24 protein-coding genes are annotated in these 26,441 nt (G+C 52.5%); 6 read left to right on the top strand and 18 right to left on the bottom strand.

Going from position 1 to position 26,441, the window contains the following annotated elements; genetic code table 11:
- Positions 1-316: 316 nt before the first annotated feature.
- Positions 317-1,042, bottom strand: a complete 726-nt coding sequence (locus ABKW30_RS01620; RefSeq protein WP_348596279.1) for a beta-ketoacyl-ACP reductase — start codon at positions 1,040-1,042, stop codon at positions 317-319.
- Between the two features lie 117 nt (positions 1,043-1,159).
- Positions 1,160-2,344 carry an acetyl-CoA C-acetyltransferase gene (locus ABKW30_RS01625; protein WP_348596280.1) on the bottom strand — a complete coding sequence of 395 codons (1,185 nt, stop codon included), beginning with the start codon at positions 2,342-2,344 and terminating at the stop codon, positions 1,160-1,162.
- 258 nt (positions 2,345-2,602) lie between these two features.
- Here ABKW30_RS01625 and phaR point away from each other — a divergent pair, with 258 nt between their 5' ends.
- A complete protein-coding gene (gene phaR / locus ABKW30_RS01630; protein WP_348596281.1) occupies positions 2,603-3,214 on the top strand; it encodes a polyhydroxyalkanoate synthesis repressor PhaR in 612 nt (203 codons plus the stop codon).
- Between the two features lie 26 nt (positions 3,215-3,240).
- Positions 3,241-3,531 (top strand): cupin domain-containing protein, encoded by a 291-nt coding sequence (locus ABKW30_RS01635; protein WP_348596282.1) that lies wholly within the window; start codon positions 3,241-3,243, stop codon positions 3,529-3,531.
- On the opposite strand, the gene ABKW30_RS01640 is transcribed toward ABKW30_RS01635, so the two are convergent.
- From ABKW30_RS01640 to mtgA, 3 genes are all read right to left on the bottom strand, one after another.
- Complete coding sequence (locus tag ABKW30_RS01640; RefSeq protein WP_348596283.1) at positions 3,528-3,932, bottom strand: hypothetical protein; 405 nt, start codon at positions 3,930-3,932, stop codon at positions 3,528-3,530. The two genes, ABKW30_RS01635 and ABKW30_RS01640, sit on opposite strands and share 4 nt — an antisense overlap.
- Before the next feature lie 86 nt (positions 3,933-4,018).
- Positions 4,019-4,201, bottom strand: a complete 183-nt coding sequence (rpmF, locus tag ABKW30_RS01645) for a 50S ribosomal protein L32 (protein WP_008121851.1) — start codon at positions 4,199-4,201, stop codon at positions 4,019-4,021.
- A 177-nt stretch (positions 4,202-4,378) separates the two neighbouring features.
- Complete coding sequence (gene mtgA / locus ABKW30_RS01650) at positions 4,379-5,038, bottom strand: monofunctional biosynthetic peptidoglycan transglycosylase (RefSeq protein ID WP_348597565.1); 660 nt, start codon at positions 5,036-5,038, stop codon at positions 4,379-4,381.
- A gap of 230 nt (positions 5,039-5,268) precedes the next feature.
- On the opposite strand from mtgA, the gene ABKW30_RS01655 reads away from it, so the two are divergent.
- Positions 5,269-6,186, top strand: a complete 918-nt coding sequence (locus ABKW30_RS01655; RefSeq protein ID WP_348596284.1) for a polyprenyl synthetase family protein — start codon at positions 5,269-5,271, stop codon at positions 6,184-6,186.
- A gap of 2 nt (positions 6,187-6,188) precedes the next feature.
- Here the strand turns inward: ABKW30_RS01655 and ispG are convergent, their stop codons facing one another.
- The gene (gene ispG, locus ABKW30_RS01660) at positions 6,189-7,439 is read right to left on the bottom strand and encodes a flavodoxin-dependent (E)-4-hydroxy-3-methylbut-2-enyl-diphosphate synthase (protein WP_348596285.1); all 1,251 of its coding nucleotides are present in this window, start codon (positions 7,437-7,439) and stop codon (positions 6,189-6,191) included.
- A gap of 203 nt (positions 7,440-7,642) precedes the next feature.
- On the opposite strand from ispG, the gene ABKW30_RS01665 reads away from it, so the two are divergent.
- Together ABKW30_RS01665 and ABKW30_RS01670 are read left to right on the top strand one after the other, a co-directional pair.
- On the top strand, positions 7,643-8,422 hold the full coding sequence (locus tag ABKW30_RS01665) for a 3-hydroxybutyrate dehydrogenase (RefSeq protein ID WP_348596286.1): 780 nt from the start codon (positions 7,643-7,645) through the stop codon (positions 8,420-8,422).
- The gene (locus ABKW30_RS01670) at positions 8,422-9,522 is read left to right on the top strand and encodes a patatin-like phospholipase family protein (protein WP_348596287.1); all 1,101 of its coding nucleotides are present in this window, start codon (positions 8,422-8,424) and stop codon (positions 9,520-9,522) included. Before ABKW30_RS01665 ends, ABKW30_RS01670 begins: the two co-directional genes overlap by 1 nt.
- A gap of 4 nt (positions 9,523-9,526) precedes the next feature.
- Here ABKW30_RS01670 and ABKW30_RS01675 read toward each other — a convergent pair whose 3' ends face one another.
- The 11 genes from ABKW30_RS01675 to ABKW30_RS01725 all read right to left on the bottom strand — a co-directional run bounded on the left by ABKW30_RS01675 (position 9,527) and on the right by ABKW30_RS01725 (position 24,033).
- Positions 9,527-10,693 (bottom strand): MFS transporter, encoded by a 1,167-nt coding sequence (locus ABKW30_RS01675; protein WP_348596288.1) that lies wholly within the window; start codon positions 10,691-10,693, stop codon positions 9,527-9,529.
- 120 nt (positions 10,694-10,813) lie between these two features.
- Positions 10,814-14,272 carry a pyruvate carboxylase gene (pyc, locus tag ABKW30_RS01680; RefSeq protein WP_348596289.1) on the bottom strand — a complete coding sequence of 1,153 codons (3,459 nt, stop codon included), beginning with the start codon at positions 14,270-14,272 and terminating at the stop codon, positions 10,814-10,816.
- A gap of 168 nt (positions 14,273-14,440) precedes the next feature.
- Positions 14,441-15,556 (bottom strand): branched-chain amino acid ABC transporter substrate-binding protein, encoded by a 1,116-nt coding sequence (locus tag ABKW30_RS01685; protein WP_348596290.1) that lies wholly within the window; start codon positions 15,554-15,556, stop codon positions 14,441-14,443.
- Between the two features lie 127 nt (positions 15,557-15,683).
- Positions 15,684-16,037, bottom strand: a complete 354-nt coding sequence (locus ABKW30_RS01690) for a DUF6867 family protein (protein ID WP_348596291.1) — start codon at positions 16,035-16,037, stop codon at positions 15,684-15,686.
- A gap of 42 nt (positions 16,038-16,079) precedes the next feature.
- Positions 16,080-16,811 carry an ABC transporter ATP-binding protein gene (locus ABKW30_RS01695; protein WP_348596292.1) on the bottom strand — a complete coding sequence of 244 codons (732 nt, stop codon included), beginning with the start codon at positions 16,809-16,811 and terminating at the stop codon, positions 16,080-16,082.
- Positions 16,811-18,271 carry an ATP-binding cassette domain-containing protein gene (locus ABKW30_RS01700; RefSeq protein WP_348596293.1) on the bottom strand — a complete coding sequence of 487 codons (1,461 nt, stop codon included), beginning with the start codon at positions 18,269-18,271 and terminating at the stop codon, positions 16,811-16,813. Before ABKW30_RS01700 ends, ABKW30_RS01695 begins: the two co-directional genes overlap by 1 nt.
- On the bottom strand, positions 18,271-19,677 hold the full coding sequence (livM, locus tag ABKW30_RS01705; RefSeq protein WP_348596294.1) for a high-affinity branched-chain amino acid ABC transporter permease LivM: 1,407 nt from the start codon (positions 19,675-19,677) through the stop codon (positions 18,271-18,273). Before livM ends, ABKW30_RS01700 begins: the two co-directional genes overlap by 1 nt.
- A 4-nt stretch (positions 19,678-19,681) precedes the next feature.
- Entirely contained in the window at positions 19,682-20,590 is a 909-nt protein-coding gene (locus ABKW30_RS01710) for a branched-chain amino acid ABC transporter permease LivH (protein ID WP_348596296.1), read from the bottom strand.
- Positions 20,591-20,856: 266 nt separating this feature from the next.
- A complete protein-coding gene (locus ABKW30_RS01715; RefSeq protein WP_348596297.1) occupies positions 20,857-21,858 on the bottom strand; it encodes a 4-hydroxyproline epimerase in 1,002 nt (333 codons plus the stop codon).
- Between the two features lie 5 nt (positions 21,859-21,863).
- Positions 21,864-23,117: an FAD-binding oxidoreductase gene (locus ABKW30_RS01720; RefSeq protein ID WP_348596298.1), complete on the bottom strand. Its 1,254-nt coding sequence runs from the start codon at positions 23,115-23,117 to the stop codon at positions 21,864-21,866.
- 22 nt (positions 23,118-23,139) lie between these two features.
- Positions 23,140-24,033, bottom strand: a complete 894-nt coding sequence (locus tag ABKW30_RS01725) for a dihydrodipicolinate synthase family protein (protein ID WP_348596299.1) — start codon at positions 24,031-24,033, stop codon at positions 23,140-23,142.
- Positions 24,034-24,114: 81 nt separating this feature from the next.
- Here ABKW30_RS01725 and ABKW30_RS01730 point away from each other — a divergent pair, with 81 nt between their 5' ends.
- The gene (locus tag ABKW30_RS01730) at positions 24,115-24,768 is read left to right on the top strand and encodes a GntR family transcriptional regulator (protein WP_348596300.1); all 654 of its coding nucleotides are present in this window, start codon (positions 24,115-24,117) and stop codon (positions 24,766-24,768) included.
- Positions 24,769-24,819: 51 nt separating this feature from the next.
- Here the strand turns inward: ABKW30_RS01730 and ABKW30_RS01735 are convergent, their stop codons facing one another.
- A complete protein-coding gene (locus ABKW30_RS01735; protein ID WP_348596301.1) occupies positions 24,820-26,316 on the bottom strand; it encodes a CoA-acylating methylmalonate-semialdehyde dehydrogenase in 1,497 nt (498 codons plus the stop codon).
- Between the last annotated feature and the right edge of the window lie 125 nt (positions 26,317-26,441).

A 26,441-nucleotide genomic window follows, 5' to 3' on the forward strand; every position in this document is an offset into this window, starting at 1 on the left:
AATCCAGATAAACAATCATTAATCGATTCACGGAATGTACCGTTAAGAAATAGAACGCGAGCAGAACGAATCAGCTACGAATCAGCTTTAGGACCAGATTCCTGATTTGTTCACGGCCATATGTAGATTTTCTTTGGGGTAAGAATACCACATACTGAATCGCCCGACTCGCTAGAGAGCTAAATTTCGTGAAAAAATTAACTCTTGGCTTTTAGCCATCACTGTCAATTTTAATCTTGAGTCAAGTTTCATTTTAGGATGAGATTCCGTAGGTGCCAGGATTTGCCGCGCATCCGGGGATACGCGGCAAAACTGGTTAACTTAAATATTGTCCGCCATTAGCCGAAAGTGTCGAGCCCGTTATAAAACCGGATTCGTCAGACGCGAGGAAAACCACACAGCGCGCCACTTCTTCTGGCTCCCCAAGGCGTCCAACCGGGATTTGCGGAATGATCCGCTCGTTCAAAACCTTTTCGTCAATTGCCCGCACCATCTCGGTTCCAATGTAGCCGGGGCAAATCGCATTGACCGTAATCCCGGCGCGAGCACCTTCCTGTGCCAGAGCTTTTGTGAAGCCGATATCACCCGCCTTGGCAGCCGAGTAATTTACCTGACCGGCCTGGCCCTTTTGACCATTGATCGACGATATATTGATGATGCGACCGAACTTGCGATCCCTCATCCCCGTCCAGATTGGATGAGTCATGTTGAACAGGCCATTCAGATTGGTGTTGATCACATCGCTCCATTGCCCGGGCGTGAGCTTGTGAAACATCGCATCGCGCGTAATACCTGCATTGTTTACCAGTACGGAAACTGGCCCAAGGTCTGCCTCGACCTTGGCAATACCGGCAGTACATTCATCGTAGCTCGACACATCCCATTTGTAGGTGGCTATGCCTGTCTTATCACTGAATTTCTTCGCGGCTTCGTCATTGCCGGCATAACTAGCGGCAACTTTGTAGCCAGCAGCCTTCAAGGCAATACTAATCGCTGCACCAATGCCGCGCGTACCACCAGTTACGATTGCTGTTTTGGTCATGTTTCCCCTCCCTGAAATAATCTCGCTTAAACACAGTCAATAAGTCACTTGCGCAGAGGGCGATTTGCTCCCTGCAAAATACCGGCCTTGCTAACGCAAAGCCGGCAAGATTTTCAATTAATCCTTCACGCGTTCAATGCAGAGCGCTACGCCCATACCGCCACCAATACACAACGTGGCAAGGCCTTTGGTGCCGTTGCGCCGCTTCAATTCGAAAAGCAACGTGTTGAGGACACGTGCACCGGAAGCGCCGATCGGATGACCTATGGCGATCGCTCCACCGTTGACATTAACGATATCGGGATTGAAGCCGAGATCTTTGTTGACCGCACAAGCTTGAGCCGCAAAGGCTTCATTTGCTTCCACCAAATCAAGATCTTCTGCCTTCCAACCGGCTTTTTCGAGAGCTTTGCGGGAGGCTGGGATAGGGCCGGTTCCCATAATTGCCGGATCAACACCTGCTGTTGCCCAAGAAACGATACGAGCCAGCGGCTTGATACCACGGCGCTTGGCCTCTTCTTCACTCATGAGCACTACGGCGGCTGCACCATCGTTCAGACCCGAGGCGTTGCCAGCAGTCACCGTTCCTTCCTTGTCAAAGGCCGGCCGCAGCTTCGAAAGCGATTCCAGCGTAGCGCCATGACGGATATACTCATCATCAGCAACAACCACATCGCCTTTACGGGTTTTGATGGTGAACGGAACGATCTCGTCTTTGAAGCGTCCGGCCTTTTGCGCCGCCTCGGCCTTGTTTTGCGAAGCGAGGGCAAAGTTATCCTGATCTTCGCGCGTTAACTGCCATTTGCGGGCGATGTTTTCAGCGGTGATGCCCATGTGATAGCCGTGGAAGGCATCCGTCAGGCCATCCTTGATCATGGTGTCGATCATCTTGAAATCGCCCATTTTGACGCCGCCGCGCAAATGCGCGCAATGCGGTGCCATGGACATGGACTCCTGACCACCGGCAACAATGATGTTGGCATCGCCAGTAGCGATTTGCTGCATGCCCAAAGCTACCGCACGCAAACCCGAACCACAGAGCTGGTTCAAACCCCACGCTGTCGCCTCCTGCGGGATACCAGCCTCCATGGCAGCCTGCCGCGCCGGATTTTGCCCCTCGCCCGCACCAAGCACCTGACCCATGATCACTTCGTCTACATCTGCGCCCTCGACACCAGCACGACTGAGCACCTCTTTTATAACCGCGGCGCCCAACTCATGCGCAGGCACATTGGCAAACGCGCCATTGAAGGAGCCTACGGGGGTACGTGCTGCGCTGGCGATAACGATTGATTGGGTCATAAACGTTTCCTCATTTTGTAATGCTCAATTCAAAATACTTCTAACAAACAGAATTCCCTCCCTTCAGACATTTGACAAGGGCCCAATTGGTCTTGAGAAGGAATTATCCTTGCCGCAGTGCAGCATAACTTTGCTGGTAACCGGTTGTATGCGGTGCACAAATCACTTTGAAATGATGCGCTTTGCCCCTATCCTTTGTGATCTACCGTCAAGCTGGCGCGTAAGTTCGGCAATGGGATATGCTTGGGGAGTTAAGTAATGGCAGCGAAGACCGGCGAAATCATCATCAAGAAGTACGCCAACCGACGTCTCTACAACACGGGTACAAGCACCTATGTAACATTAGAAGACCTGGCGGGCATGGTTAAGCGAAATGAAGATTTCACCGTACAGGATGCCAAGACAAGCGAAGATATAACTCACTCAGTTCTGACGCAGATCATCTTCGAATTGGAGAACAAAGACGGCCAGAATATGCTGCCGATCCCCTTTCTGCGCCAGTTGATTGCTTATTATGGCGATCAGATGCAGGTTGTTCTTCCAACGTTTCTTGAGCAATCCATGTCGGCTTTTGCCAAAGAGCAAGAGCGTATGCGCGAGCAAATTACGACTGCTTTTGGCAAGTCGCCCATCGACATGATGAATGTCAGCACCCCTATCAAGTTGGTAGAAGAACAGGTTCGCCGTAACACTGAAATGCTGCAGCATGCGATGAAGATGTTCACTCCGTTTCCACTTAGTAAGTCAGCAGACGCTGCCGCACCTGACGAGAGTAATGCGACAGAGCAAGCAGCCGATGGCTCGGGTTTAAATGAACTGAAAGAGCAGATTGCTGCCATGCAGCGTAAACTGGATTCTTTCGACAAATAATTTCCGAGGGATATTCGGGAGGAATAATGACCGGATCGGCCAAGGCAACCGTTTTCATCGACAATGAAAAAGTAATCGTGACCGAATACCGGTTTGGCGTCGGAGATAATACGGGTTGGCATCGTCACGGTCACGACTATGTCGTGGTGCCGTTGATGGACGGCAAAGTGAAACTCGTCACCAAGGACGGAGATTCAATAGCCGAGATGACGAAGGGTGTTCCCTATTTTCGATCCGAAGGCGTGGAACACGATGTCATAAACGCAAATGATGGCGAATACGCCTTCATTGAAATCGAGTTGAAGCAATCTCCCTAGCGGAAGTTCACATCACGGCCCGCCGAGCGTAGCGATACTGTAAAGCCAGCAAGGATATCGAAAAACGCCATCGCCATGAGAATGAAGAACAGCGAGTGCGATGCACTTGGCACAAGCAAAAATTCGACCAGAAACGCAACAAAGACAAATGTCGAGAGTAGGTGATCAACAACGGAAGCGTTGCTCGTGCGCGTCGATTTCATGATTTCGAAGAACAGCAATGCAAGCGACAAAACGATCATTAAGTCGCCGAGCGTCATGATCCAATTGCCCCCAGACAGCATCTGCATCGAATAAAGCTGCGTGGCCCAAGGGTCAGCGCCACCAATGCCAGCCAACCCGGCAATAACCAGATTGAATACAACAAGCGGCACAATCATCAACGGTATATTCGAAATCACGAAGCAATCTCCCACAAAAGCCGCTGGTCCTAAAATAAAAGGACCGGCACATGGCCGGTCCTTTTAGCATGCTTTCGAAGGAAAAATCAGCCTTCTTTAGGCGTCAACACCTGACGGCCACGATACATGCCGGTCTTCAGATCGACATGGTGTGGGCGGCGCAGCTCGCCTGAATTCTTGTCTTCGACATATGTCGGTGCCTTCAACGCGTCAGCGGAACGGCGCATGCCGCGCTTCGACGGAGAAGTTTTTCGTTTAGGTACAGCCATTGTTCCAGCTCCAGTAATCAGTCAAAATCCGGCACTGGCCCAATTGAGCCTGTCACAATGGACAAAAATCCGGAAAGTTCGGCTGGGCTATACACCGCCTAAGAGCTTTTGACCAGCGTGACTCTTATATTTTTTGTCATGAACCCGTTAAAGAAGGCAATCGCGTGTTATTAGCACCTATCCCACGCATCCAACATAAGCCCCCGCGGCACGCGCACGGCGCTCATTAACCCTTGCCAGCATTTGCAGGCCACGACCAGGTTTAGCCGGATTTCGCATGATCGGGTTGGGCAGGGTGACTGCAAGATAGGCTGCCTGACGTGCAGATAGTTTAGCGGCACTGGTCTTGAAATGATGCTGCGCTGCAGCCTCGATGCCGTAAATTCCCGGTCCCCATTCCGCAATGTTGAGATAGACTTCCATCAAGCGCCGCTTAGGCAATATAAGGTCTGTCATGACGGCCAGCGGCACTTCGAGTCCTTTGCGAATAAAAGAGCGGCTGTTCCATAAAAACAGGTTCTTGGCTGTCTGCATGGGTATAGTCGAAGCGCCTCGTGTCTGTTCCCCATCAATCGTATCGGAAACCACTGAGTTCAATGCATCCCAATCAACACCGGAATGGGAGCAGAACTTGGCATCCTCGGACATCATTACCGAATTGACGAGCGTTGGTGATATGTCATCGATGGACACCCACTGACGATCATACCCTGAGAATGTGACGAGATCTTTGACCATCAAAGTTGAAATCGGATGCACAAAGGGCAGCCGATATAGGCAAAGCAGAATAAGAGGCAACATAATGAGTATTATGCCCGTCAAAACCAAATAGCGCATAACTCGCCCTAACGGCGAGCGCCCGGGATCGACAAGATATCCCCTGCCCCGTTTGTTTCTGACCAGAACTCTTGCCACGTAGACCTTCCGCTTGAATTGCCACCTCGGACATAGAGCATCAGGAAGCAGAAGGGAATTCTTTCTGCGAAATTCTGCTCTGCATTTACAAAATGAACAGAAAATTTATCCGGTGCTTGACCCAAAGACTATTTATTGATCATTGAGCAGCCATGAACGACAATGGTTTCTCGCTTTTTCAGCAAAGTTTGCAACAACGCGCAGCATCCGTAGAGATGGCGCTGTCGGAGCTTTTGTCTGACCAACCACGTAGTGGTGAAATTGCACGTCCCCCAAGATTGCTCGCAGCAATGAGGCATGGAGTGCTCAATGGTGGCAAACGGCTTCGCCCCTTTCTGGTCATGGAAAGCGCAGCCCTGTTTGAAGCCGACAATTCGGCTGCTTTGCGCGTCGCTGCCGCGCTCGAATGTATACATAGTTATTCTCTCGTCCATGACGACCTTCCCGCCATGGACAATGACGACTTGCGCCGAGGCCAACCCACCGTTCATCGCAAGTTCGATGAAGCTGCCGCAATACTTGCTGGTGACAGTCTCCTAACCTACGCATTCGAACTTATTGCCAGCGAAGAAACTGAACTCAGCCCGCTGGCGCGTGCTTCGCTTATAACCGAGCTAGCTCGGGCAGCCGGAATCGGTGGCATGACCGGCGGCCAGACACTCGATCTGGAAGCTGAAAAAGTGAAGCCTGATGAACAAGGCATCATTCGGCTTCAGGCAATGAAAACTGGCGCGCTCATAAGATTTGCCTGCGAATCGGGTGCTATTATTGGCAATGCTGATCTGCGTGAGCGCGAACGTCTTGCCGAATACGGTTCTGCCATAGGACTGGCGTTCCAACTCGCTGATGATCTTCTGGACGTAACATCGGATGCCGGAAATATGGGTAAAGCGACTGGCAAGGATGCAGCAGCCGGCAAAGCGACACTGGTTTCAATTCACGGGATCGAATGGACAAAGCAACAGCTCTCAGGCCTTGTTGAGCAGGCACAGCAGCTGCTTGAGCCTTTTGGTGAAAAAGCAGCTCTTTTGAAAGAGGCAGCACGCTTTATCGCCGAGCGAAAAAACTAAAATTATTCAGCTGCCTGATTGCCGTGGCCGAAACGGTTTTCAATATAGTCGGCAACCATCTTCTGGAACTCCTGAGCGATACCCGTCCCACGCAATGTCGCAACCTTTTTGCCATCCACAAATACTGGGGCCGAAGGCGTTTCACCTGTTCCGGGGAGAGATATGCCTATATCAGCCATCTTGGATTCGCCCGGACCATTGACGATACACCCCATGACGGCCACGTTCAGCGCTTCAACACCAGGGTATTTCTCGCGCCATATCGGCATATTTGTTCTGATATCGCTTTGAATGGACTGCGCCAGTTCCTGAAACACTGTTGAGGTTGTGCGTCCGCATCCGGGGCATGCGGCAACGATAGGAATGAACTGCCGAAAGCCCATCGTCTGCAGCAATTCCTGTGCTACCTGCACTTCTCTCGTACGGTCTCCGCCGGGCTCTGGCGTCAGTGAAATACGTATTGTATCGCCAATTCCCTGTTGCAGGAGAATACCCATGGCCGCCGACGAAGCCACTATGCCTTTGGTCCCCATGCCAGCTTCTGTTAGTCCTAGGTGCAAAGCATGATCGCAGCGGCGGGCCAACTCAGCGTAGACGGCGATTAAATCCTGCACTTGGCTTACCTTGGCGGACAGAATGATCTTCGAACGCGGCAGTCCGATTTCCTCTGCCAGTTGTGAAGAAATAAGCGCTGATTGAACGATTGCTTCACGCACCACAGCCTCAGCCGTAAGTGGCGAACCTGCTGCGCTGTTCTTGTCCATCAGGGCCGTAAGCAACTCCTGGTCCAGCGATCCCCAATTGACACCGATGCGCACAGGTTTGTCATAACGGACAGCCATTTCAATAATGGCACCGAACTGCGCATCTTTTTTGTCTTTAAAGCCTACATTTCCCGGATTGATGCGATACTTGGCCAAAGCCTCGGCACAGGCTGGATGGTCGGCAAGCAACTTGTGCCCGATATAATGAAAGTCTCCGACAAGTGGTACATTCAGGCCAAGCCTGTCGAGCCGTTCGCGAATACGCGGAACTGCGGCAGCTGATTCATCACGATCAACAGTAATACGGACGATCTGGGAACCTGCCCGGGAAAGAGCTGCAACCTGCGCAACCGTTCCGTCGACATCCGCCGTATCGGTATTCGTCATGGACTGAACCACAACGGGGGCACCGCCGCCAACCATTACACCGCCCACATCGACACCAATCGACGAGCGCCGGGCAAAGGGTTGCGAAATATAGTCGGACATTATCAAGCTCCAGAGATGCTGTTCAGGTGGCGCAGACACGGCCATTTGTCAACACCATGCAACCTTACCGTATTGTCCTACCCTGCTGGCAAAAAATCCGCATGACAAAGTGTTCATGATCCAAACCTAGTAATTTTGCTGCAATGCAATATATTCCAGCCATGCTCAACCAGAAACATATTGCAGCTCAGGAAGCTTAAATCATGGCCAAAAAGACAGCTATCGTTACGGGTTCTAATTCAGGTATTGGTCTCGGCGCTGCACACGCACTTGCAGCCGCTGGTTATAATGTTGTGATAAATTCGTTTACGGACCGCCCGGAAGATCACGCATTGGCCAAAGATCTTGCCGAAAAATACTCTACCGCAGTCTCCTATATCAAGGCAGATATGTCGAATGGAGCTGAGTGTCGTGCACTCATCGAAAAGTCCGTCGAGCAATTCGGAACTGTTGATGTATTGGTGAACAATGCCGGTATTCAGTTTGTAGCACCGGTTGACGAGTTTCCGGTTGAGAAATGGGATGCAATTATTGCAATCAACTTAACATCGGCTTTCCATACTACCGCCGCCGCCCTTCCGCACATGAAGAAAGCTGGCTGGGGCCGCATCATTAATATCGCTTCGGCACATGGCCTGCGCGCCTCCCCTTTCAAGTCCGCCTATGTTGCAGCAAAGCATGGTGTTATCGGATTTACTAAAACGGTTGCGCTTGAAGTCGCTGAAAAGCACATCACCAGTAACGCTATCTGCCCCGGTTACGTCCTTACGCCTCTGGTTGAAGCGCAAATCCCCGATCAGATGAAGGCGCATAATATGGACCGTGAAACGGTTATTCGCGACGTCATGCTCGAAAAGCAGGCGACCAAAGAGTTTGCAACTGTCGATCAGATCGGCGCGACGGTTGTCTTTTTGGCCAGCGATGCTGCGGCTCAGATTACGGGAACATCCATATCTGTCGACGGCGGCTGGACTGCTGCATAATGGCCAAGTCCAAAACCATCAATGTGGCGCTACAGGGTGGCGGTTCCCATGGCGCCTTCAGCTGGGGTGTTCTTGACCGCATTCTTGAAGATGGCCGTTTGACCATTGAAGGAATTTCCGGCACCAGCGCCGGTGCCATGAACGCCGTGGCACTGGCAGATGGATGGTCGCAGAACGGTGCCGAAGGTGCACGGGCCAAGCTTCATGAGTTTTGGCGTGCTGTCGGGCGTAGCGGACGTTTCAGTCCTGTCCAACGTACTCCTTGGGACGTGTTCTTCGGTAACTGGTCAATCGAAAACGGCATCGGTTACAATATTTTCGAGAAGATTACCCGGATGTTCTCGCCTTATGAGTACAATCCGCTCAACCTGAATCCACTCCGTGATCTGGTTGAGAAAGAGATCGACTTTGAGCGGGTCAAAGCCTGTTCCGCACTTAAGCTTTTCATCTCGGCAACGAATGTTGAGAGCGGCAGATTACGTGTTTTCTCCCAGAGCGAACTCAATGCTGACGTCATTATGGCATCCGCATGTCTCCCCTATATTTTTCAGGCCGTAGAGATTGATGGCCAGCCCTATTGGGATGGTGGCTATGGCGGTAACCCAGCCCTGTTTCCGTTTTTCTATTCGAGCGCCTGCGAGGATGTGCTGCTCATCCAGATAAATCCCATTGAGCGCAGAGGCACCCCCAAGACTGCCCGCGAGATTACCGACCGCATCGACGAAATTACCTTCAATGCCGCACTTTTGCGTGAATTCCGATCAATCTCTTTCGTAAACTCTTTGATCAAGGCTGGCAGAATTGAGCATGGTGAATATCGTAATATCCGCATGCATCGGATCGATGCGGATGAGGCACTGGCGGGTCTTTCTCCATCATCAAAAATCAATGCGGAATGGGCGTTCCTGGAGTATCTCCGCGATCTTGGCCGGGCGGCGGCAGAGGATTGGCTTGAAGATCATTTCGACGCGATCGGCGAACATGAGACTCTTGATCTGTCAGATGAACTCGCGCCTGAAATGAATATTGGTCTGAAGAAGAAGAAGCCCGGCAGGCGCGTTACCGACTTCCTCATTCAGCGCAAAAAACCGGCTGCCTAGCCGGCTAACTCTTTGCTCGATCAGCAGTCGCAGCGAGGTTAGCCATCAAGAAAACAACAACAAGAAGCGCTGCAAGCACCATATAGACAGGTCCGAATCCTGTATGCCCGCCGACAAATCCGATAGCGGAAGGCGCGACCAATATCCCGGAATAGCCCATCAGCGTCACCATGCTAAGTGCGACACCAGACGATGTGCCGGGCTGATTGCCAGCCGCTGAAAATGCTATCGGCACCATATTGGCAATACCAAGGCCTGAGAAAGCGAAGGCAAGAATTGCTATCCACGGCGTAGGCGCAATACTCGCTACCAACAGTCCAGACGCTCCGATAAGAGCCGAGACCCGTAATGTTTTCACCGCTCCAAAGCGGTTGCGCACGCCATCACCCAGAAACCGCATGATTGCCATTGTTCCTGAGAACGCGGCAAACGCGAACCCAGCTGTTGCAATATCCGCTCCCCGTTCCTGCTTCAAATAGAGTGCAGCCCAATCCAGCACCGAGCCTTCCGGCACCATGGAAAACAGTGCCATCACCCCTATCAGGTAAATCAGCGGATTTGTGGGAAACGACAACTTCTGTTTCTCATGGACGACGGGTGCATCTTCGGTGATCATATATCTGAACGAAGCCAGCCCCAGAACAATTGCGATCACCGTCACGACGATTGCGTGAATCAAATGTCCATGCGCCTCAATGAGAATGCCACCCAAGGCACCCCCGGCAAAACCGCCGAGACTCCAGAAGCCGTGCGACGATGACATGACGGCACGCGATAGCTGTTTTTCAACTTCCACGGCGTTTGCATTCATCGCGACATCCATGCCCCCGATAACCGCGCCAAAAAGAAAAAGCGCAGGTGCTGCGGTAATCAAATTAGGAGCTAGGGCGACAAGTAAAAGAGAAAAAGAACAAAAGACCGCAAAGGATTTAACAACGAGCCGTGATCCGTACTTGCCAATGAGATAGCCGCACCAAGGCATGGCAACAAGTGCGCCGGTCCCGAAAACAAGGATCATCAGACCAAGCGTAAACTCGCTAATGTCCAAACGTGTCATGAACACCGGAATCTGCGGAGCCCAGCTGCCCACAAGGAAACCATTGAAGAAGAAAGCACAGGCGACCGCCCACCGGCCGTACACGGCGCGCTTGCGATAAACAGAAGCATCCATTGATTTCACTGCCATTCGAATTTGAGGTCGAGCAAACCTTTAAATCGATTTAATTTGATGTCAAATCACTCTTTCTGATCATTTATGAACGGATTTGAGATGATTACTGTGATAATCGCCTCATTCATAGACAATCATGAGATCTTTCGCGTCGATCTGATCACCCGATCGGACCAGAACCTCTGCGACAACACCATCTCGCTCAGCCCGCAACGCAGTTTCCATCTTCATTGCTTCGATAGAGAGAAGAACGTCGCCCGCATTGACTTTCTGACCCGCTGCTACGCCGACTGTTGAAACAATACCTGGCATTGGGGCACCAACATGCTTTTCATTAGTAAGCTCTGCCTTACGCCTGACGCCAGCGCCGGTGGCACCATGTGTCCGGTCTGGAACCTTGACGCGCCGCGGCTGGCCATTCATTTCAAAGAACACGGTGCGCATGCCTTTTTCGTCGGTCTCGCCAACCGCCTGATTGCGAACAACCAGGGTCTTCCCGCGCTCGATGGTAAGGAACACTTCTTCTTCCTGCTCCAGACCATAGAAATAAACATGCGTAGGCAATACGCTGGTCGGACCGTACGTATTATGTGTCACTGCGAAATCGGTGAAAACTTTGGGATACATCAGGTAGGAAGCAAATTCCTGATCACTGATTTTGCGTTCCAATTTGTCTTCAATCTCCTTGCGCTCTGCAGCAAGGTCAGCCGCAGCTAACAAAGCCCCCGGGCGTTCGGTAAAGGGCTTCTCATCTTTCAATACCTTTTTCTGAATGTCCTTTGGCCAGCCTTTAGGCGGTTGACCAAGATCGCCGCGCATCATCGATACGACGGAGTCAGGAAAGGCAATGTCTTTGTCCGGGTTTTTCACATCACTGACAGAGAGGTCCTGGCTCACCATCATGAGTGCCATATCGCCAACCACTTTCGAGGATGGCGTTACCTTTACGATATCGCCGAACATCTGGTTGACGTCCGCATAGGCTTGGGCAACTTCATGCCAGCGTGTCTCCAGACCGAGCGAGCGGGCCTGTTCCTTGAGATTTGTGAACTGACCTCCCGGCATTTCGTGGAGATATACCTCGGAAGCAGGCCCCTTCAAGTCGCTCTCAAATGCTGCATATTGTGTGCGCACAGCTTCCCAATAGAAAGAAATCCGGCGAATCCATTCCGGATCAAGTCCCGGATCGCGATCGGTTCCCTTCAAGGCCTCAACGATAGAGCCCAGGCACGGTTGCGACGTATTGCCGGAAAGTGCATCCATAGCCGCATCCACCACATCTACACCCGCATCCACAGCGGCAAGAACGGTTGCAGCAGCGATACCAGACGTATCATGCGTATGGAAGTGCAGCGGTAAATCGGTAGCTTCGCGCAGAGCCTTGAAAAGTACCTTGGCAGCGCCGGGCTTCAAAAGTCCGGCCATATCCTTGACCGCAATAATATGCGCTCCGGCTTTCTCCACCTGTTGCGCCAGATCGACATAATACTTCAGATCATATTTCGGGCGGGCGGAATTTAGAATATCTCCCGTATAGCAGATTGCTGCCTCGCAAAGCTTGTTCTCCTCCAGCACGGCATCCATGCTGACCCGCATATTCTCTACCCAGTTCAAACTGTCGAAAACACGGAAAACATCTATTCCGCCTCGTGCTGCCTGTTGGACAAAATATTTTACAACATTGTCTGGATAGCTTTTGTAACCGACGCCATTGGCTCCGCGCAGCAACATCTGCAGCAGGATATTGGGAGCCTGCTCACGAATTTCCGCAAGGCGCTCCCAAGGATCTTCCGTCAGAAAACGCATAGCGACATCGAAAGTGGCACCGCCCCAACATTCGAGCGAGAAAAGTTGTGGGAGCGCACGCGCATAGGTGCCTGCAACGCGTGCGATGTCATAAGTCCGCACGCGGGTTGCAAGCAATGACTGGTGTCCATCACGCATGGTAGTATCTGTGAACAATGCGCGTTTTTCGTTACGCATCCATTCTGCAAATTTCTTGGGCCCGAGTTGATCGAGAAGCTGTTTTGTCCCATCCGGGATGGGCGTTTCAATAAATGGAACACGCGGTAATGCGGCTTCTGCCGGCGGGACCGCCCGTCCCTTTGTCTCGGGGTGTCCGTTAACAGTCACGTCTGCAAGATACGTCAGCAGCTTGGTCGCGCGGTCCTGCCGTTTGACCTGTTCAAACAGCTCCGGCGTCGTGTCGATAAACTTCGTTGTATAGGAATTGTCCGTGAACTTCGGATGCGTAATGATCGCTTCAAGGAACGTCAGGTTCGTTGCAACACCACGGATACGGAATTCACGCAGGGCGCGATGCATGCGGTGTATGGTTTCTTCGGCAGTCGGAGACCAGGCGGTGATCTTTTCCAGCAGCGGATCATAGAACCGTGTGATGACTGCTCCTGAATAAGCCGTTCCGCCGTCGAGGCGAATGCCAAAGCCGGTTGCGCCACGATAAGCAGTAATGCGGCCATAATCCGGGATAAAATTCTGTTCCGGATCTTCCGTTGTGATACGGCACTGCAAGGCATGGCCATTCAACCGGATGTCCTGTTGTGCGGGCACTCCTGACTCCGGCGTGCCAATCGTGGCACCCTCCAGAATACGGATTTGGGCTTTGACAATATCTATCCCTGTTACTTCTTCAGTAACTGTGTGCTCCACCTGAATGCGTGGGTTGACCTCAATGAAGTAGAATTCATTGGTATCCGCATCCATCAGGAACTCGATGGTTCCAGCACCGATATAGGCCGTTTCCTTGGCAATCTTCAGTCCGTAGTCCGCAATTTCCTTACGCTGCGCTTCATTCAGATAAGGAGCAGGTGCACGTTCAACCACCTTCTGGTTGCGTCGTTGGATCGAGCAGTCTCGTTCGAACAGGTGAACCGCATTACCATGCGTATCACCCAATATCTGCACTTCAACGTGGCGTGCGCGCTGAACCAGTTTCTCAAGATAAACTTCATCCTTGCCAAATGCTGCCTTGGCTTCGCGCTTTCCTTCGGTAACTTCACGAGCAATGTCCTCGGGCTTGAAGATTGCGCGCATACCGCGCCCTCCCCCGCCCCAAGAGGCCTTAAGCATGACTGGATAACCAATCTTCTCTGCCATCTGCTTGACTGTATCCATATCGTCCGGCAGGGGATCGGTCGCAGGCACAACTGGAACGCCGATTTCAATCGCCAGATTACGCGCAGCAACCTTGTTACCAAGACGCCGCATTGTCTCCGGCTTCGGCCCGATAAATATTATGCCCGCTTCAGCACACGCATCGGCGAACTCAGGGCTCTCGGACAATAGGCCGTAGCCGGGATGAATGGCATCCGCACCGGACAACCGCGCAACACGGATAATTTCTTCAATTGAGAGATAGCTCTCGATCGGCCCCATGTCTTTCGCCAGATGGGGACCTCGCCCAACCTGATAGGATTCATCAGCCTTAAAACGGTGGAGCGCAAGTTTGTCCTCTTCTGCCCAAATCGCCACGGTTTTCAAACCAAGCTCGTTGGCCGCACGGAATACGCGGATAGCAATTTCTGATCGATTGGCGACGAGGATTTTCTTGATGGACAAAACGAAAACTCCGAACGAGAGGCAAATCAAAATTGATTTGATGCTTTAAGACGGCTCAAGATTGCTGCAGTGCAAACAATACATATTGACCACAGGAACAGGAAATTTCCAACAGCAAAATGCCCGGTACAGGACCGGGCATTCGCTAATATATGAAAGGCAGAAGTATTACTGCTGTACGTAGGTGTACTTACCGTCTTCGCCCTTCTTCCATTCGTACATGACGTAGCCTGGAAGCTTGGGATCACCCTTTTCGTCGAATGCGATATCACCGAGCACGGTCTTGAACGGACCATTCTCCTTAAGAGCTTTTGCTACGGTTTCTGGATCATTTGACTTGGCTGCTGTAGCTGCCGCTGCAATGGCCTGTGTCGCCGCATAGGAATAGAGCGTGTAAGCTTCAGGCTCGAAGCCCTGCGCACGGAACTTCTCAACAAGTTCCTTGTTTGCAGGGTCCTTGCTTGGATCTGGGCCGAATGTGTTCAACGTGCCTGCAACAGCGTCACCTGCAATTGAAGCCAGTTCGTTCGACACGATACCATCACCGGAAATGAAGGTAACCTTCAGACCCTGATCGGCAAGCTGACGAATGATCAGACCAGCTTCCGTGTGCAGACCGCCCCAATAAAGAACAGTTACACCTGCCTGCTTCGCCTTGGCGATCAGTGCAGAGAAGTCCTTGTCGCCAACATTGACGCCTTCATAAAGCGCTTCTGTCACGCCTTTGGCATTCAGCGTCTTCTTGGTTTCGTCGGCCAGACCCTGACCATATGGAGTCTTGTCGTGAACGACAGCGACCTTGGCGTCCTTGAACTTTTCGGCAATGTAACCACCGGCAACAACGCCCTGCTGATCGTCACGACCGCAGGTGCGGAATGTGTTCCACAGGCCGCGCTCCGTATAGACCGGATTGGTTGCAGCGGGTGAAACCTCCAGAATGCCATTTTCAGCGTAAACTTCTGATGCCGGGATAGAAACGCCAGAGTTGAAGTGACCCACGACGAACTTCACACCGTCGGCAACGAACTTGTTGGCAACGGAAATGCCCTGCTTCGGATCGGAAACATCATCGCCCAGGGACAATTTGACCTGTTCGCCATTAATGCCTCCAGCAGCATTGATTTCTGCAACGGCTGCCTCTGCACCCTTCTGCAACTGGGCACCGAATGCAGCATTCGGACCAGTCATCGGACCACCAACGCCGATCAGAACATCCGCATAGGCATGACCGCTCAGAGCGAGCATCGCAGCAAATGCAACGCCTGAGAACAGTGACTTCTTCATTTGAAAACTCCCATTTTTCTAGGTACTTACCAAACCCCTCGCGATGATTTCTGGGCATCGCTTAAGACTACATTTGCCGATTTTCCGGCGGTTGTCACGCTGATTCATTTCGCATCAGCGAGATAGATCAGGCTCCTGTTCTTTCCTTCCAACCGAAAGGAGAAACTTTTTCGTAGAGCCAATGATATTGCCTCACCATCTGGTTTGTCCTTGTGTACCGGTACCCCAATGTTCCGATGATGATAAGGACGATAGTGTCGACGATATAGTAGTGCAGCGTAACCATGGTTCCACCGAAGAGAGCAAAATGGATGAAACGCACGCCAACGCCAAGCAGCAGCATGTAGAAGACGAGAATGGCGATTGGCCGCCATGTCTTGGCGCATGCCCGGCCAGCCATCCATGCGGCCCAGCCACCCATGATGCAGGTGACCAGAATGAACAGCCAGACGGAAGGTTCTTCGTATAATATGCCCTGCATGGCGAAGTTCTCCTTGCGGCTCTTTTGAGCCGTCTTGTCTTGTTAGTGACGCCCGCCTTCAAGATAGGCGGCCCGCACTTCCGGATTGGCCAGAAGGTCCTTACTTGCGCCGCTCATGGTCACAATGCCGTTGACCATCACATAACCGCGGTCGGCAAGCTTCAATGCGCCGAAAGCATTCTGCTCTACCAGAAACACAGTAAGACCCGTTGTCTTGTTGAGTTCCTTGATCGCCTCGAAAATGTGCTTGATGATCAACGGGGCAAGGCCGAGAGAAGGTTCATCCAGCAAAAGCAAACGTGGACGCGCCATCAATGCACGGCCAATGGCCAGCATTTGCTGTTCGCCACCCGAAAGCGTTCCACCGCGCTGATTTATCCGTTCCTTGAGGCGCGGAAACAGGTCGAAAACCTTGCGCACGTCCTCATCGAAATATTCCAGCTTGTCGAGACTGGCACCCATCTGCAGATTTTCCTGCACGGTCATGCGCGGGAAAATGCGGCGGCCTTCCGGGGACTGTGCGATACGCAGCCGGGCTATCTCATGCGACGGTAGTTGCGTGATATCCTTGCCATCAAAAATAATGCGGCCGGTGCGGGCGCGCGGCATTCCGAAGATGGTCATCATCAGCGTTGATTTGCCAGCGCCATTTGCACCGATCAGCGTGACGATCTCACCGGCATCGGCATGTACGGTCACACCGCTCAACGCACGGATATTTCCGTAATATGTCTCGACATTTTCAATGCTGAGAAGAGCCTTGTTCTCCGCCATTACTTAGCTCCTCCGCTCTTCTTGGCTGCCGGTTTCTTCTGGCTTGCCTTGGCCATTGCCTTTGCCTGACCAATCCAGTCTTCGCGGGCAATGCGCCCGTCAAAAGCCAGATAGGCTTCGGCCGCAATGACATCGGCTTTCTTCCAGGAGGCAATCTGGTCGAAGTGGAATATCCCATGCTCGTTCAGCTTACGTTCGTTGACCGGCCCGATCCCCTTGATATCGATCAGCCTGTCAGCCTTTCCGTCACGCGGCGCTGCCAATGCGTTGGTTGTCGCGCCTGCCTTGATCGAAGATGCCACAGGCGATGCTTTTTCTGGCTTTTCCGCAGGCTTCTTTGCTGCTGGAGCTTTGGTAGGCTTTGCAACATTCGGTTTAACCGGTTGCGAAGGGGCGGCCGGAGCCGGTGCAGCTACTTTTGCCGCAGGCTTTGCCACTGCCTTTGCAGTCGCAGTTGGTTGCTTTTTTGCGGCTGCAGGTTTGACCGGACGGGCGGGTCCTGTTGCAACGAGTGCAGCAGCCGCAGCATCCGGATGCGTCTCTTCAATTTCGTGAATGGCTTCGGTCGACATGAGGTCAACAGCAGCGGTAATATCGTCGACGCCGGCAGCTTCGGCCTGTTCCAGCATCTCAACGATTTCCTCATCTTCAACGCCGAGATACGCGGCTATCACTTTCGGATCGTTCTTCACACTCTCGGGCGTGCCGTCGGAAATCTTGGTGCCATACTCAAGCACAACAACGTGGTCAGAGATTTCCATGACCACCGACATATCGTGCTCGATCAAAAGGATCGAGGTACCTGTTTCGTCGCGAATATCGAGCAGGAGCTTGTTAAGCTCAGCGGATTCGCGTGCATTGAGACCAGCAGCGGGCTCATCAAGGCAAAGCAGTTCCGGCTCGGTGCACATGGCTCGTGCAATCTCGAGACGGCGCTGCGCACCATAGGGCAGATCACCCGCTGGGTCATCGGCACGGTCAACCAGATTAATCTTCTCCAGCCAGAACCGGGCTTTCTCGATCGCATCAGCCGCCGCCTTTTTGTAGGTCGGAAACCCAAGCAGTCCAAGAATTGTGTAGCCTGATGAAAGCATCAAAGGATTGTGCTGGGCAACAAGCAGGTTCTCAAGGACTGTCAGTCCCGAGAATAGCCGGATATTCTGGAATGTGCGCGCAACTTTCGCCTTCTTGGTGATCACGAAATCAGCCATGCGTTCCAGCAGATATTCCTCGCCGTTCTGGCGGGTCATGGTCAGCATGCCCTCGGTCGGCTTGTAGAAGCCGGTAATGCAATTGAATACCGTTGTCTTGCCTGCACCATTCGGGCCGATCAACGCAGTGATGGCACCACGTTTCGCCTCGAAGTTCAGATCGTTGATGGCGATCAGACCACCAAACTTCATTGACAGGCGTTCTACGCGCAGAATTGCGCTATTGTTTTTTTGCACTTCCGAAACCATCAGCCGTGCCCTTCTTTAGTGAATTCGCTCGATATCAACTTTCGCTTGTGCAGGAAGGCGCTCGGTTCTCGGTTACCCACAAAACCTCGTGGCTTCCATACCATGACCACGATCATGGCCAGACCAAACAACAGCATGCGGTAGAGTTCTGGCGTGAAGTCATTGCCGAAGATTCGCTTCAGGAATTCAAGCTCACGCAACAGTTCCGTGCCGCCAATCATGACAGCAGCAGCAATCGCGATACCGACCAGCGAACCCATGCCACCCAGAACCACAATCGCAAGGATAATTGCAGACTCAAGGAAGACGAAGCTTTCCGGACTAACGAAACCTTGACGCGCGGCGAAGAACGACCCCGCAAAGCCACCGAACATTGCACCCGTGGCAAAAGCAGTCAGCTTGGTTGTCGTTGTGTTGATGCCAAGTGAGCGGCAGGCGATCTCATCCTCACGCAACGCTTCCCATGCGCGACCAATCGGCATGCGGCGCAGGCGGATTGTTACCCATGCCGTCAAAAGAGCAAGAAGAAGAATGAGATAATAGAGGAATATCTTGTAGTAGACGCCGGAGTTGGGCAGACCGAGCAGATTGGCGAAGCCACCGGGTCCGGGTGTAAAAGGAATACCGAACAGCGTTGCCTTGGCGATGCCCGAGATACCGAATGTCCCCTTGGTGACAACCGTCCAGTTGATCAGCACAAGGCGAATGATTTCACCGAAGGCCAACGTCACAATGGCAAGGTAGTCGCCGCGCAGGCGCAACACCGGAAAGCCGAGGATAACGCCCCAAAGCGCGGCGAAAATGCCAGCCATCGGCAAAAGAAGCCAGAAGGACAGGCCGAAATGCGTCGACAGAAGCGCATAGGAATAGGCACCGACAGCATAGAACGCGACATAGCCGAGATCCAGCAACCCGGCGAGGCCGATAACGATATTGAGTCCCCAAGCCAGCATCACATAGATGAGAATCTGGATACCGAAATTATCGACATATTTGAGCGAACCCTGCAGGCCGCCCATCATCGAGCCATTATAGGCGGCCAAAATCGCGATCACCAGAAACGGATAGACAAAAAGCAGTGCGAGACCGATCTTGGGGAAGCTTTTGCGGAACGCAGACTGTTCCTTCGCCTCTTTTGCTACAGCTGCTCGTTTGCTCGCTGCACGTGCGGCATTCCAAGGCGCCACATAGGCCGTCAGGAAAAACCGGCCAAAACCGGCAACCAGAACAAATATCGCAAGCAAACCCCAACGCTGGTTCAGAACAAGTTCATTGCGAATATTTTGATCCGTACGGAAGCCGACGATGAGAAGAAACAACCCCAAAGCCAGAGCGGCGGCGACCAGACCCTCCTTTACTGCCTTGGCAAAGTTGGATTCCGGGTTAGACGTTTGTACATCGGCCATATGCTTAAACCTTTTCGACTTCGGGCCGGCCGAGAATACCCGACGGCAGGAAGATCAGAACGATCGCCAGGATCGAGAATGCCGCAACATCCTTGTAATCAATGGAGAAATAAGCCGACCACAATGCCTCGATCAGGCCGATCAGCAACCCTCCGACCACCGCACCCGGCAAGGAGCCGATACCGCCAAGTACGGCCGCCGTGAAGGCTTTGACGCCGGGCGTGAACCCATCTGTGAACGAAATCACCCCGTAGAACATCAGGTACAGTGTACCAGCCACTGCAGCCAGCATTGCACCCATCACGAAGGTCATGGAAATAGTCTTGTCGACATCAATCCCGAGCAAGGCGGCCATCTTGCGATCCTGTTCACAGGAGCGTTGGGCTCTGCCAAGTGTCGTCTTGTTGACGAGGTACCAGAAGGCAACCAGCAGAATTGCTGTAACAACGATGATCACCATCTGCTTGTAGGCGATGCTGATATCGGTACCAGGGATGATAATGCCGCCATTGACGAGCGGTGGAATTGGCTTGTTGCGAGGGCCCTGTGTAACCTGCACAAAGTTCGAAAGAGCAATCGACATGCCAATGGCAGTGATCAATGGCGCCAGCCGGAAGGAACCGCGCAACGGCCGGTATGCCAGCCGTTCAATTGTCCAGCTCCAGAGGCCGGTCAAAAGCATTGCGACAAGCATCATCAGCAACAGCGCCAGAACCACTGGAACACCGCCAATAAATGTCGTCAGTGCCAGAAAAACAATCATCGCCATGAAGGCGCCGAGCATGAACACGTCGCCATGGGCGAAGTTGATCATACCGATGATCCCATAGACCATCGTGTAACCAATGGCGATCAGGCCGTAAATTGAACCAAGCGTCAACCCATTGATCGATTGCTGGATGAAATACTCCATTGCAACGATACCCCTCGTTTTATTGGGAAGTTTCTTGTCCGGTTTTTCTATCCGGTTACTGTTGCCCCAATGTCATTACACCTAGCGCCTGCGATAAAGAAAGCAACTGCTTTTTTGGCACCGGCGACACACTTTTATTTGCTGGCATAGATTCTCCAGAATTTTACACCAAATTTGATGTCTTCTTTAGTGCTATCCACAACCAATCCGTCCATTTTAGCCGAAATCACCACCAGAGCACTAATTTTGCAATGCAGCAAAATGCACTACTTCACGACAAAACCGTGAGCAAACGGATCGCGGTCATCTATGAAAATAGTATTGTAGCCGGTCATGCGTGCCCATCCCGCCACTGAAGGAATGATCGCGGGCCTTTCCCCGATAGTCAGCGTCTTCTCAACCCTGCCATGAAACAACGAACCTATGATCGACTCATGAACAAAATCTTCGCCAGGATGAAGTTTTCCTTTGGCTGCCAACTGCGCCATTCGCGCCGATGTACCAGTGCCGCAAGGTGAGCGGTCGATTGCCTTGTCACCATAGAAAACCGCATTTCGAGCATGCGCTTCAGGATGGGTTGGCGCACCTGTCCACAGGATGTGGCTTAACTTATTGATACCGGGGTTCTCTGGATGAACGAACGTATAGTGTTCATTCAAACGCTCCCGCAGCACCGGGCTCCAGCCAATCAAATCCAGTGCACGATAATCGGCCATATCCCTGTAGTTTGCCTGTGGTTCGATGATCGCATAGAAGTTGCCCCCATAGGCTACGTCGACAAGGAGTGTACCGAGATCGGGGCATTCCACCTCCAGGGCTTCCGCATAGAGAAAAGCGGGTACGTTGGTGATTCTCACACTCGTGACGTATTGCCCTTCCTGTATGTATTCGGCAACGACAAGACCGGCAGGCGTGTCGAGCCGCAGAGTACCCGGAACCTTCGGAGTGACCAGTCCGTGTTCAATCGCCATTGTCACAGTACCGATCGTGCCGTGACCACACATTGGCAGACAGCCGGATGTTTCGATAAACAAGATTGCAACGTCGCAATCATCACGTGTCGGTGGATAGAGGATCGAACCCGACATCATGTCATGTCCGCGGGGCTCGAACATCAAACCGGTTCTTATCCAGTCAAACTCTGCAAGAAAATGCGCACGCTTTTCCATCATTGTTGCGCCTGCCAGATTTGGGCCGCCACCGGCTACGAGGCGCACCGGATTTCCGCAAGTATGACCATCTACGCAAAAGAAAGAATGACGTGCCATCTGGTCTAGCTCCTGAAACGTTCGGGACTATAGGGATCAACCGGTATCGAAGACGTATGGCCGGCAATCAGATCGCTGATGAGCCGGGCTGTTACTGCGGACTGTGTTAAGCCGAGGTGGCCATGGCCAAAAGCATAGAGAACATTATTCGTCGATCTGGAAGATCCTATCACAGGTAGGGAGTCCGGTGTCGATGGCCTGTATCCCATCCACTGGCGTCCGCCCTTTGACTGTAAACCGGGCAGAAATTGCTCGGCTTTTCGCAGCATGATTTCAGATCGTTTGTAATTCGGAGGCAGTTTCAATCCGCCTAACTCAACGGCACCGCCAACACGTATGCCGGTCTCCAGCGGAGTGACAACGAATCCATGCCCGGAAAAGATGAGCTGCCGTTTCAAATCGAAAGCACCGACAGGCAAGGTTGTATTGTAGCCACGCTCGGTCTCCAAAGGGATATGATCGCCCAGATACTTGGCCAAATGATGTGACCAGGCTCCAGCCGCGACAACAACTTTTGCAGCCTCAATTGTTTGCCCATCGGCAAAGTGCGCTACCGCACCGTGCGTGTTCATGCTGATTGAAGTTACTTCGCCGTGAGTAAAAGCTGCACCATTGCGCTGCGCGTAGTTCCACAAGCTTTGACCAACGTGTTTCGGGTCACTGACGGTCTTCCATCCGGGAACAAATGTCCCGGTAATAAATCTGGGTGAAAGGCCCGGCTGACATTCACGCAATTGGCTGCCCCGCAAATGCTCGAAGGCAATTCCGGCAGCTTTTCTCGCGCTCCATCCCGGCAATGAAGCATTAAGCTCGCTTTCACTTTCATAAAGCTCCAGAGAGCCATCTTCCCGCACCATATTTCCGATACCTGCACGCTGCATCAACCCGAGCATTTCCGGTTCGGCAAGACGCATCATCGCACCCTGCGCTTCCACAGTGCGTTCAAGCATGTCCGCGCTGCTGGCACGCCAGAATCGGTAGAGCCACGGCAGAAGCCTTGGCAGATAAGACGGGCGTATGGTGAAGGGCCCAAGCGGGTCCATCAGCCAACCCGGCACCTTTGCAAGTATGCCCTTCGAAGCCATTGGCAATATGTCGGAGAATGCCAGGGCTCCGGCATTGCCGGAGCTGGTTCCTTCACAGATACCTTGACGATCAACGACAAGTACCTTGCGGCCACTCTCTGCAAGAATGGCGGCCGTTGCTACGCCAACAATACCGGCGCCGATGATCAGGATATCGATATTGTCTTTCGGCATGATTACAAAGTTTGCACGAAACCTAGAGCACCGGTAGGGCCGGACGCGACGCTATTGCATCCCTGACCGTCTTTTCAACAGATGCCCTGCGTTCGCCGCGCAGAGGCTGCCTTGGTAAACGCACGCGATCATTGGTACCGATCTCCAGCACTTCGGCAAGCTTGATGTTTTGCACCAGATAGGTCGAGACATCGAGGTCTAGAAGTGGGCGGAACCAACGATAAATTGCCAATGCTTCAGCATACCGACCTGCAAGCACAAGTTTGTAAATGGCTACCGTTTCTTTCGGGAAGGCTGTTACAAGCCCTGCAACCCAGCCAACAGCGCCTGCCGTCAATGCCTCAAAAGCAAGATTGTCGACACCGGTGAACAGATCGAACCGTGCACCGAAATCATTGATGATGTCTGTTGTGCGGCGAATGTCGTCCGAAGATTCTTTGATAGCTACAAAATGATCATCCGAAGCAAGCTCGGACAGAATCGCACTCGTTACATCAACACGGTATGCGATACGGTTTGAATAGATCATCACTGGAAGATCGCCTGCGGAAGCAACAGCCTTCAATGTCGTGACGGTCTCTTCCGGATCCGTATGGTAAATAGGGCTGGGGACAAGCATCAATCCATCCGCTCCGGCTTTGGCGGCTCGTTTGGCAAGAGCAGCGCCTTCACGAGTGGCTGCCTCATTGATTGTGAGCAGTACTGGTTTACCCCTGGCGACATCCTGGGCAATTTTCAACACTTCAAGCTTTTCATCATGGCTGAGCATGGGGCCTTCGCCGAGTGAACCGGCGACAATCAGACCGTCGCAACCGGCTTCCATCAGGAGAGAGAAGCAGCGTTCCATTTCCGCATGATCAAGCCTATCATCATCCGTAAATTTGCTGGTAACTGCAGGAAGAACACCCGACCACATGATCACACTCCTTGTTGATATATCAGAAATATATCTATAATATACATATCTGTCAATCGCTTCATTGAAAGATCCCGTTTCATGTTCCAAACTACTGCACACGCGTCTGTACAATATGGCGAGAGCCTCGCAGAACTGGCCTATCGGCAAATCGAAGAGATGATCGTCACGCTCAAGCTTGAGCCAGGTGCAATCGTCAATGAACGTGCACTGACTGACATAACAGGCATGGGCCGAACACCTGTACGGGAAGCGGTTCAAAAGCTGGCTTGGGAAGGATTGATGGAGATCAGACCCAGATCAGGCATAGCAATTGCAGAACTGAACCCACAGGACTTTGCAAAGGTTCTGGATGCCCGCGAAGGTATAGAGCGTGTACTGGCACGAGGTGCAGCGCAATACGGTGCGCAGTTGCATCACCGCAGGTTGAAGGAAGCTTCCGACGCTATGAGCAAGGCAGTGACTTCGGAGGATGTCACCGGGTTCTTGGTGGCTGACAAAACTTTTGACACTGTGCTGGGACAAGCAGCGAGCAATCCGTTTGCAGCCCGCCTTGCGTCGCCACTGCAAACGCACAGCAGGCGCTTTTGGTTTCGTCTGCAACGGCCGGGCGGGTTGCAACAATCAGTTTCCGCACACAAGGCATTGATCGAAGCGATCATCGAGCGCAATCCGGAGGATGCAGAAAAAGCAGCGACGAAACTTATTGAGCATCTGAGGGTGCTCGCCCCATAGGAAAAGCCGCCAAAGTAACTCTGGCGGCTCCGGGTCTACTTATCAGACAGCTTAGTTCATTGTCGGAATAACAAACTCGGCACCATCTTTTACGCCCGATGGCCAGCGCGAAGTGACAGTCTTTGTCTTGGTGTAGAAACGGAATGCATCGGGACCGTGCTGGTTCAAATCGCCGAAACCGGAACCCTTCCAACCGCCGAATGTGTAATAGGCAATCGGAACGGGGATCGGCACATTGATACCAACCATGCCAACCTGCACGCGTGAGGCGAAATCGCGCGCCGCATCGCCATCACGGGTAAAGATCGCGACACCATTGCCATATTCATGCTCGTTCGGAAGGCGCAGCGCATCTTCATAAGTATCGGCACGGACAATACCGAGGACCGGTCCAAAGATTTCTTCCTTGTAGATACGCATGTCGGGCGTCACATTGTCGAACAGGCAGCCGCCCATATAGTAGCCGTTCTCGTAACCTTGCATCTTGAAACCGCGACCATCGACGACGAGCTTCGCTCCTTCTTTCACGCCAAGATCAACATAGCCTTGAATGCGCTCCAGTGCCTGCTTCGTGACGACCGGGCCATAATCGGCAGTCAGATCAGTTGATGGACCCACTTTTAGAGCCTCAACGCGTGGAATTAGCTTTGCAACCAGACGGTCGGCCGTTTCCTTGCCAACTGGAACAGCAACAGAAATCGCCATGCAACGCTCGCCAGCTGAACCATAGCCAGCACCGATCAAGGCATCCACTGTCTGATCCATGTCGGCATCGGGCATGATGATCATGTGGTTCTTGGCACCACCGAAGCACTGGGCACGCTTACCGTTTGCTGTTGCACGGCTGTAAATGTACTGCGCAATCGGTGTGGACCCAACAAAGCCCACAGCTTTGATATCCGGATCGTCAAGCAACGTATCCACTGCTTCCTTGTCACCATTGACCACATTGAAAATGCCAGCAGGCAATCCAGCTTCAATGAATAATTCGGCAAGGCGCATCGGCACGCCGGGGTCACGCTCGGAAGGCTTCAGAATGAAAGCGTTGCCCGATACGATTGCAGGTCCAGCCTTCCAGAGCGGAATCATCGCCGGAAAATTGAAAGGTGTAATGCCCGCAACAACACCGAGTGGTTGCCGCATTGAATAAACATCAATGCCTGTACCTGCGCTGTCGGAGAACTCGCCCTTGAGCATATGAGCAGCACCGAGGCAAACCTCGACCACTTCCAGACCGCGCTGGATATCGCCCTTTGCGTCCGGAATGGTTTTGCCATGCTCGCGAGCAAGAAGCTCAGCAAGGGAATCATATTCTGCTTCGACCAGTTCGAGGAACTTGCGCATGACGCGAACGCGGCGCTGCGGGTTGGTCGCTGCCCATGCCGGCTGTGCTGCCTTGGCATTTTCAACCGCTGCGCGCACTTCCGCCGGAGTGGCTAGCGCAACAGTACCTTGAACAGTACCGTCCATAGGTTGAAAAATCTCGGTCGTCCGACCACTCGTGCCAGCGACATGCTTGCCACCGATAAAATGTCCAACTTCGCGCATTGCGAGCAACCTCCCTTTGATAATTTTCGTATGCACCATAATCGCGCTACAAAATATTTAATGCAAGACGTGCAAAAGCGTATCCGTTGTGCAAAAATTAAAGCAACATCGTGTGGAGTTTTCAA

The sequence above is a fragment of the Phyllobacterium sp. SB3 genome, from assembly GCF_040009165.1.
Classification (GTDB): Bacteria; Pseudomonadota; Alphaproteobacteria; order Rhizobiales; family Rhizobiaceae; genus Phyllobacterium.

What these genes read in the sequence shown, in the direction of transcription:
- ABKW30_RS01720 (WP_348596298.1), bottom strand. Translation starts at nt 23,117, where the DNA reads ATGCCGAAAGACAATATCGATATCCTGATCATCGGCGCCGGTATTGTT.
- ABKW30_RS01735 (WP_348596301.1), bottom strand. Translation starts at nt 26,316, where the DNA reads ATGCGCGAAGTTGGACATTTTATCGGTGGCAAGCATGTCGCTGGCACG.
- ABKW30_RS01725 (WP_348596299.1), bottom strand. Translation starts at nt 24,033, where the DNA reads ATGTGGTCGGGTGTTCTTCCTGCAGTTACCAGCAAATTTACGGATGAT.
- ABKW30_RS01690 (WP_348596291.1), bottom strand. Translation starts at nt 16,037, where the DNA reads ATGCAGGGCATATTATACGAAGAACCTTCCGTCTGGCTGTTCATTCTG.
- ABKW30_RS01655 (WP_348596284.1), top strand. Translation starts at nt 5,269, where the DNA reads ATGAACGACAATGGTTTCTCGCTTTTTCAGCAAAGTTTGCAACAACGC.
- ABKW30_RS01635 (WP_348596282.1), top strand. Translation starts at nt 3,241, where the DNA reads ATGACCGGATCGGCCAAGGCAACCGTTTTCATCGACAATGAAAAAGTA.
- ABKW30_RS01700 (WP_348596293.1), bottom strand. Translation starts at nt 18,271, where the DNA reads ATGGTTTCGGAAGTGCAAAAAAACAATAGCGCAATTCTGCGCGTAGAA.
- ABKW30_RS01670 (WP_348596287.1), top strand. Translation starts at nt 8,422, where the DNA reads ATGGCCAAGTCCAAAACCATCAATGTGGCGCTACAGGGTGGCGGTTCC.
- ABKW30_RS01625 (WP_348596280.1), bottom strand. Translation starts at nt 2,344, where the DNA reads ATGACCCAATCAATCGTTATCGCCAGCGCAGCACGTACCCCCGTAGGC.
- ispG (WP_348596285.1), bottom strand. Translation starts at nt 7,439, where the DNA reads ATGTCCGACTATATTTCGCAACCCTTTGCCCGGCGCTCGTCGATTGGT.
- livM (WP_348596294.1), bottom strand. Translation starts at nt 19,677, where the DNA reads ATGGCCGATGTACAAACGTCTAACCCGGAATCCAACTTTGCCAAGGCA.
- ABKW30_RS01710 (WP_348596296.1), bottom strand. Translation starts at nt 20,590, where the DNA reads ATGGAGTATTTCATCCAGCAATCGATCAATGGGTTGACGCTTGGTTCA.
- ABKW30_RS01620 (WP_348596279.1), bottom strand. Translation starts at nt 1,042, where the DNA reads ATGACCAAAACAGCAATCGTAACTGGTGGTACGCGCGGCATTGGTGCA.
- ABKW30_RS01675 (WP_348596288.1), bottom strand. Translation starts at nt 10,693, where the DNA reads ATGGATGCTTCTGTTTATCGCAAGCGCGCCGTGTACGGCCGGTGGGCG.
- phaR (WP_348596281.1), top strand. Translation starts at nt 2,603, where the DNA reads ATGGCAGCGAAGACCGGCGAAATCATCATCAAGAAGTACGCCAACCGA.
- ABKW30_RS01715 (WP_348596297.1), bottom strand. Translation starts at nt 21,858, where the DNA reads ATGGCACGTCATTCTTTCTTTTGCGTAGATGGTCATACTTGCGGAAAT.
- ABKW30_RS01685 (WP_348596290.1), bottom strand. Translation starts at nt 15,556, where the DNA reads ATGAAGAAGTCACTGTTCTCAGGCGTTGCATTTGCTGCGATGCTCGCT.
- mtgA (WP_348597565.1), bottom strand. Translation starts at nt 5,038, where the DNA reads ATGCGCTATTTGGTTTTGACGGGCATAATACTCATTATGTTGCCTCTT.
- ABKW30_RS01730 (WP_348596300.1), top strand. Translation starts at nt 24,115, where the DNA reads ATGTTCCAAACTACTGCACACGCGTCTGTACAATATGGCGAGAGCCTC.
- ABKW30_RS01695 (WP_348596292.1), bottom strand. Translation starts at nt 16,811, where the DNA reads ATGGCGGAGAACAAGGCTCTTCTCAGCATTGAAAATGTCGAGACATAT.
- ABKW30_RS01665 (WP_348596286.1), top strand. Translation starts at nt 7,643, where the DNA reads ATGGCCAAAAAGACAGCTATCGTTACGGGTTCTAATTCAGGTATTGGT.
- rpmF (WP_008121851.1), bottom strand. Translation starts at nt 4,201, where the DNA reads ATGGCTGTACCTAAACGAAAAACTTCTCCGTCGAAGCGCGGCATGCGC.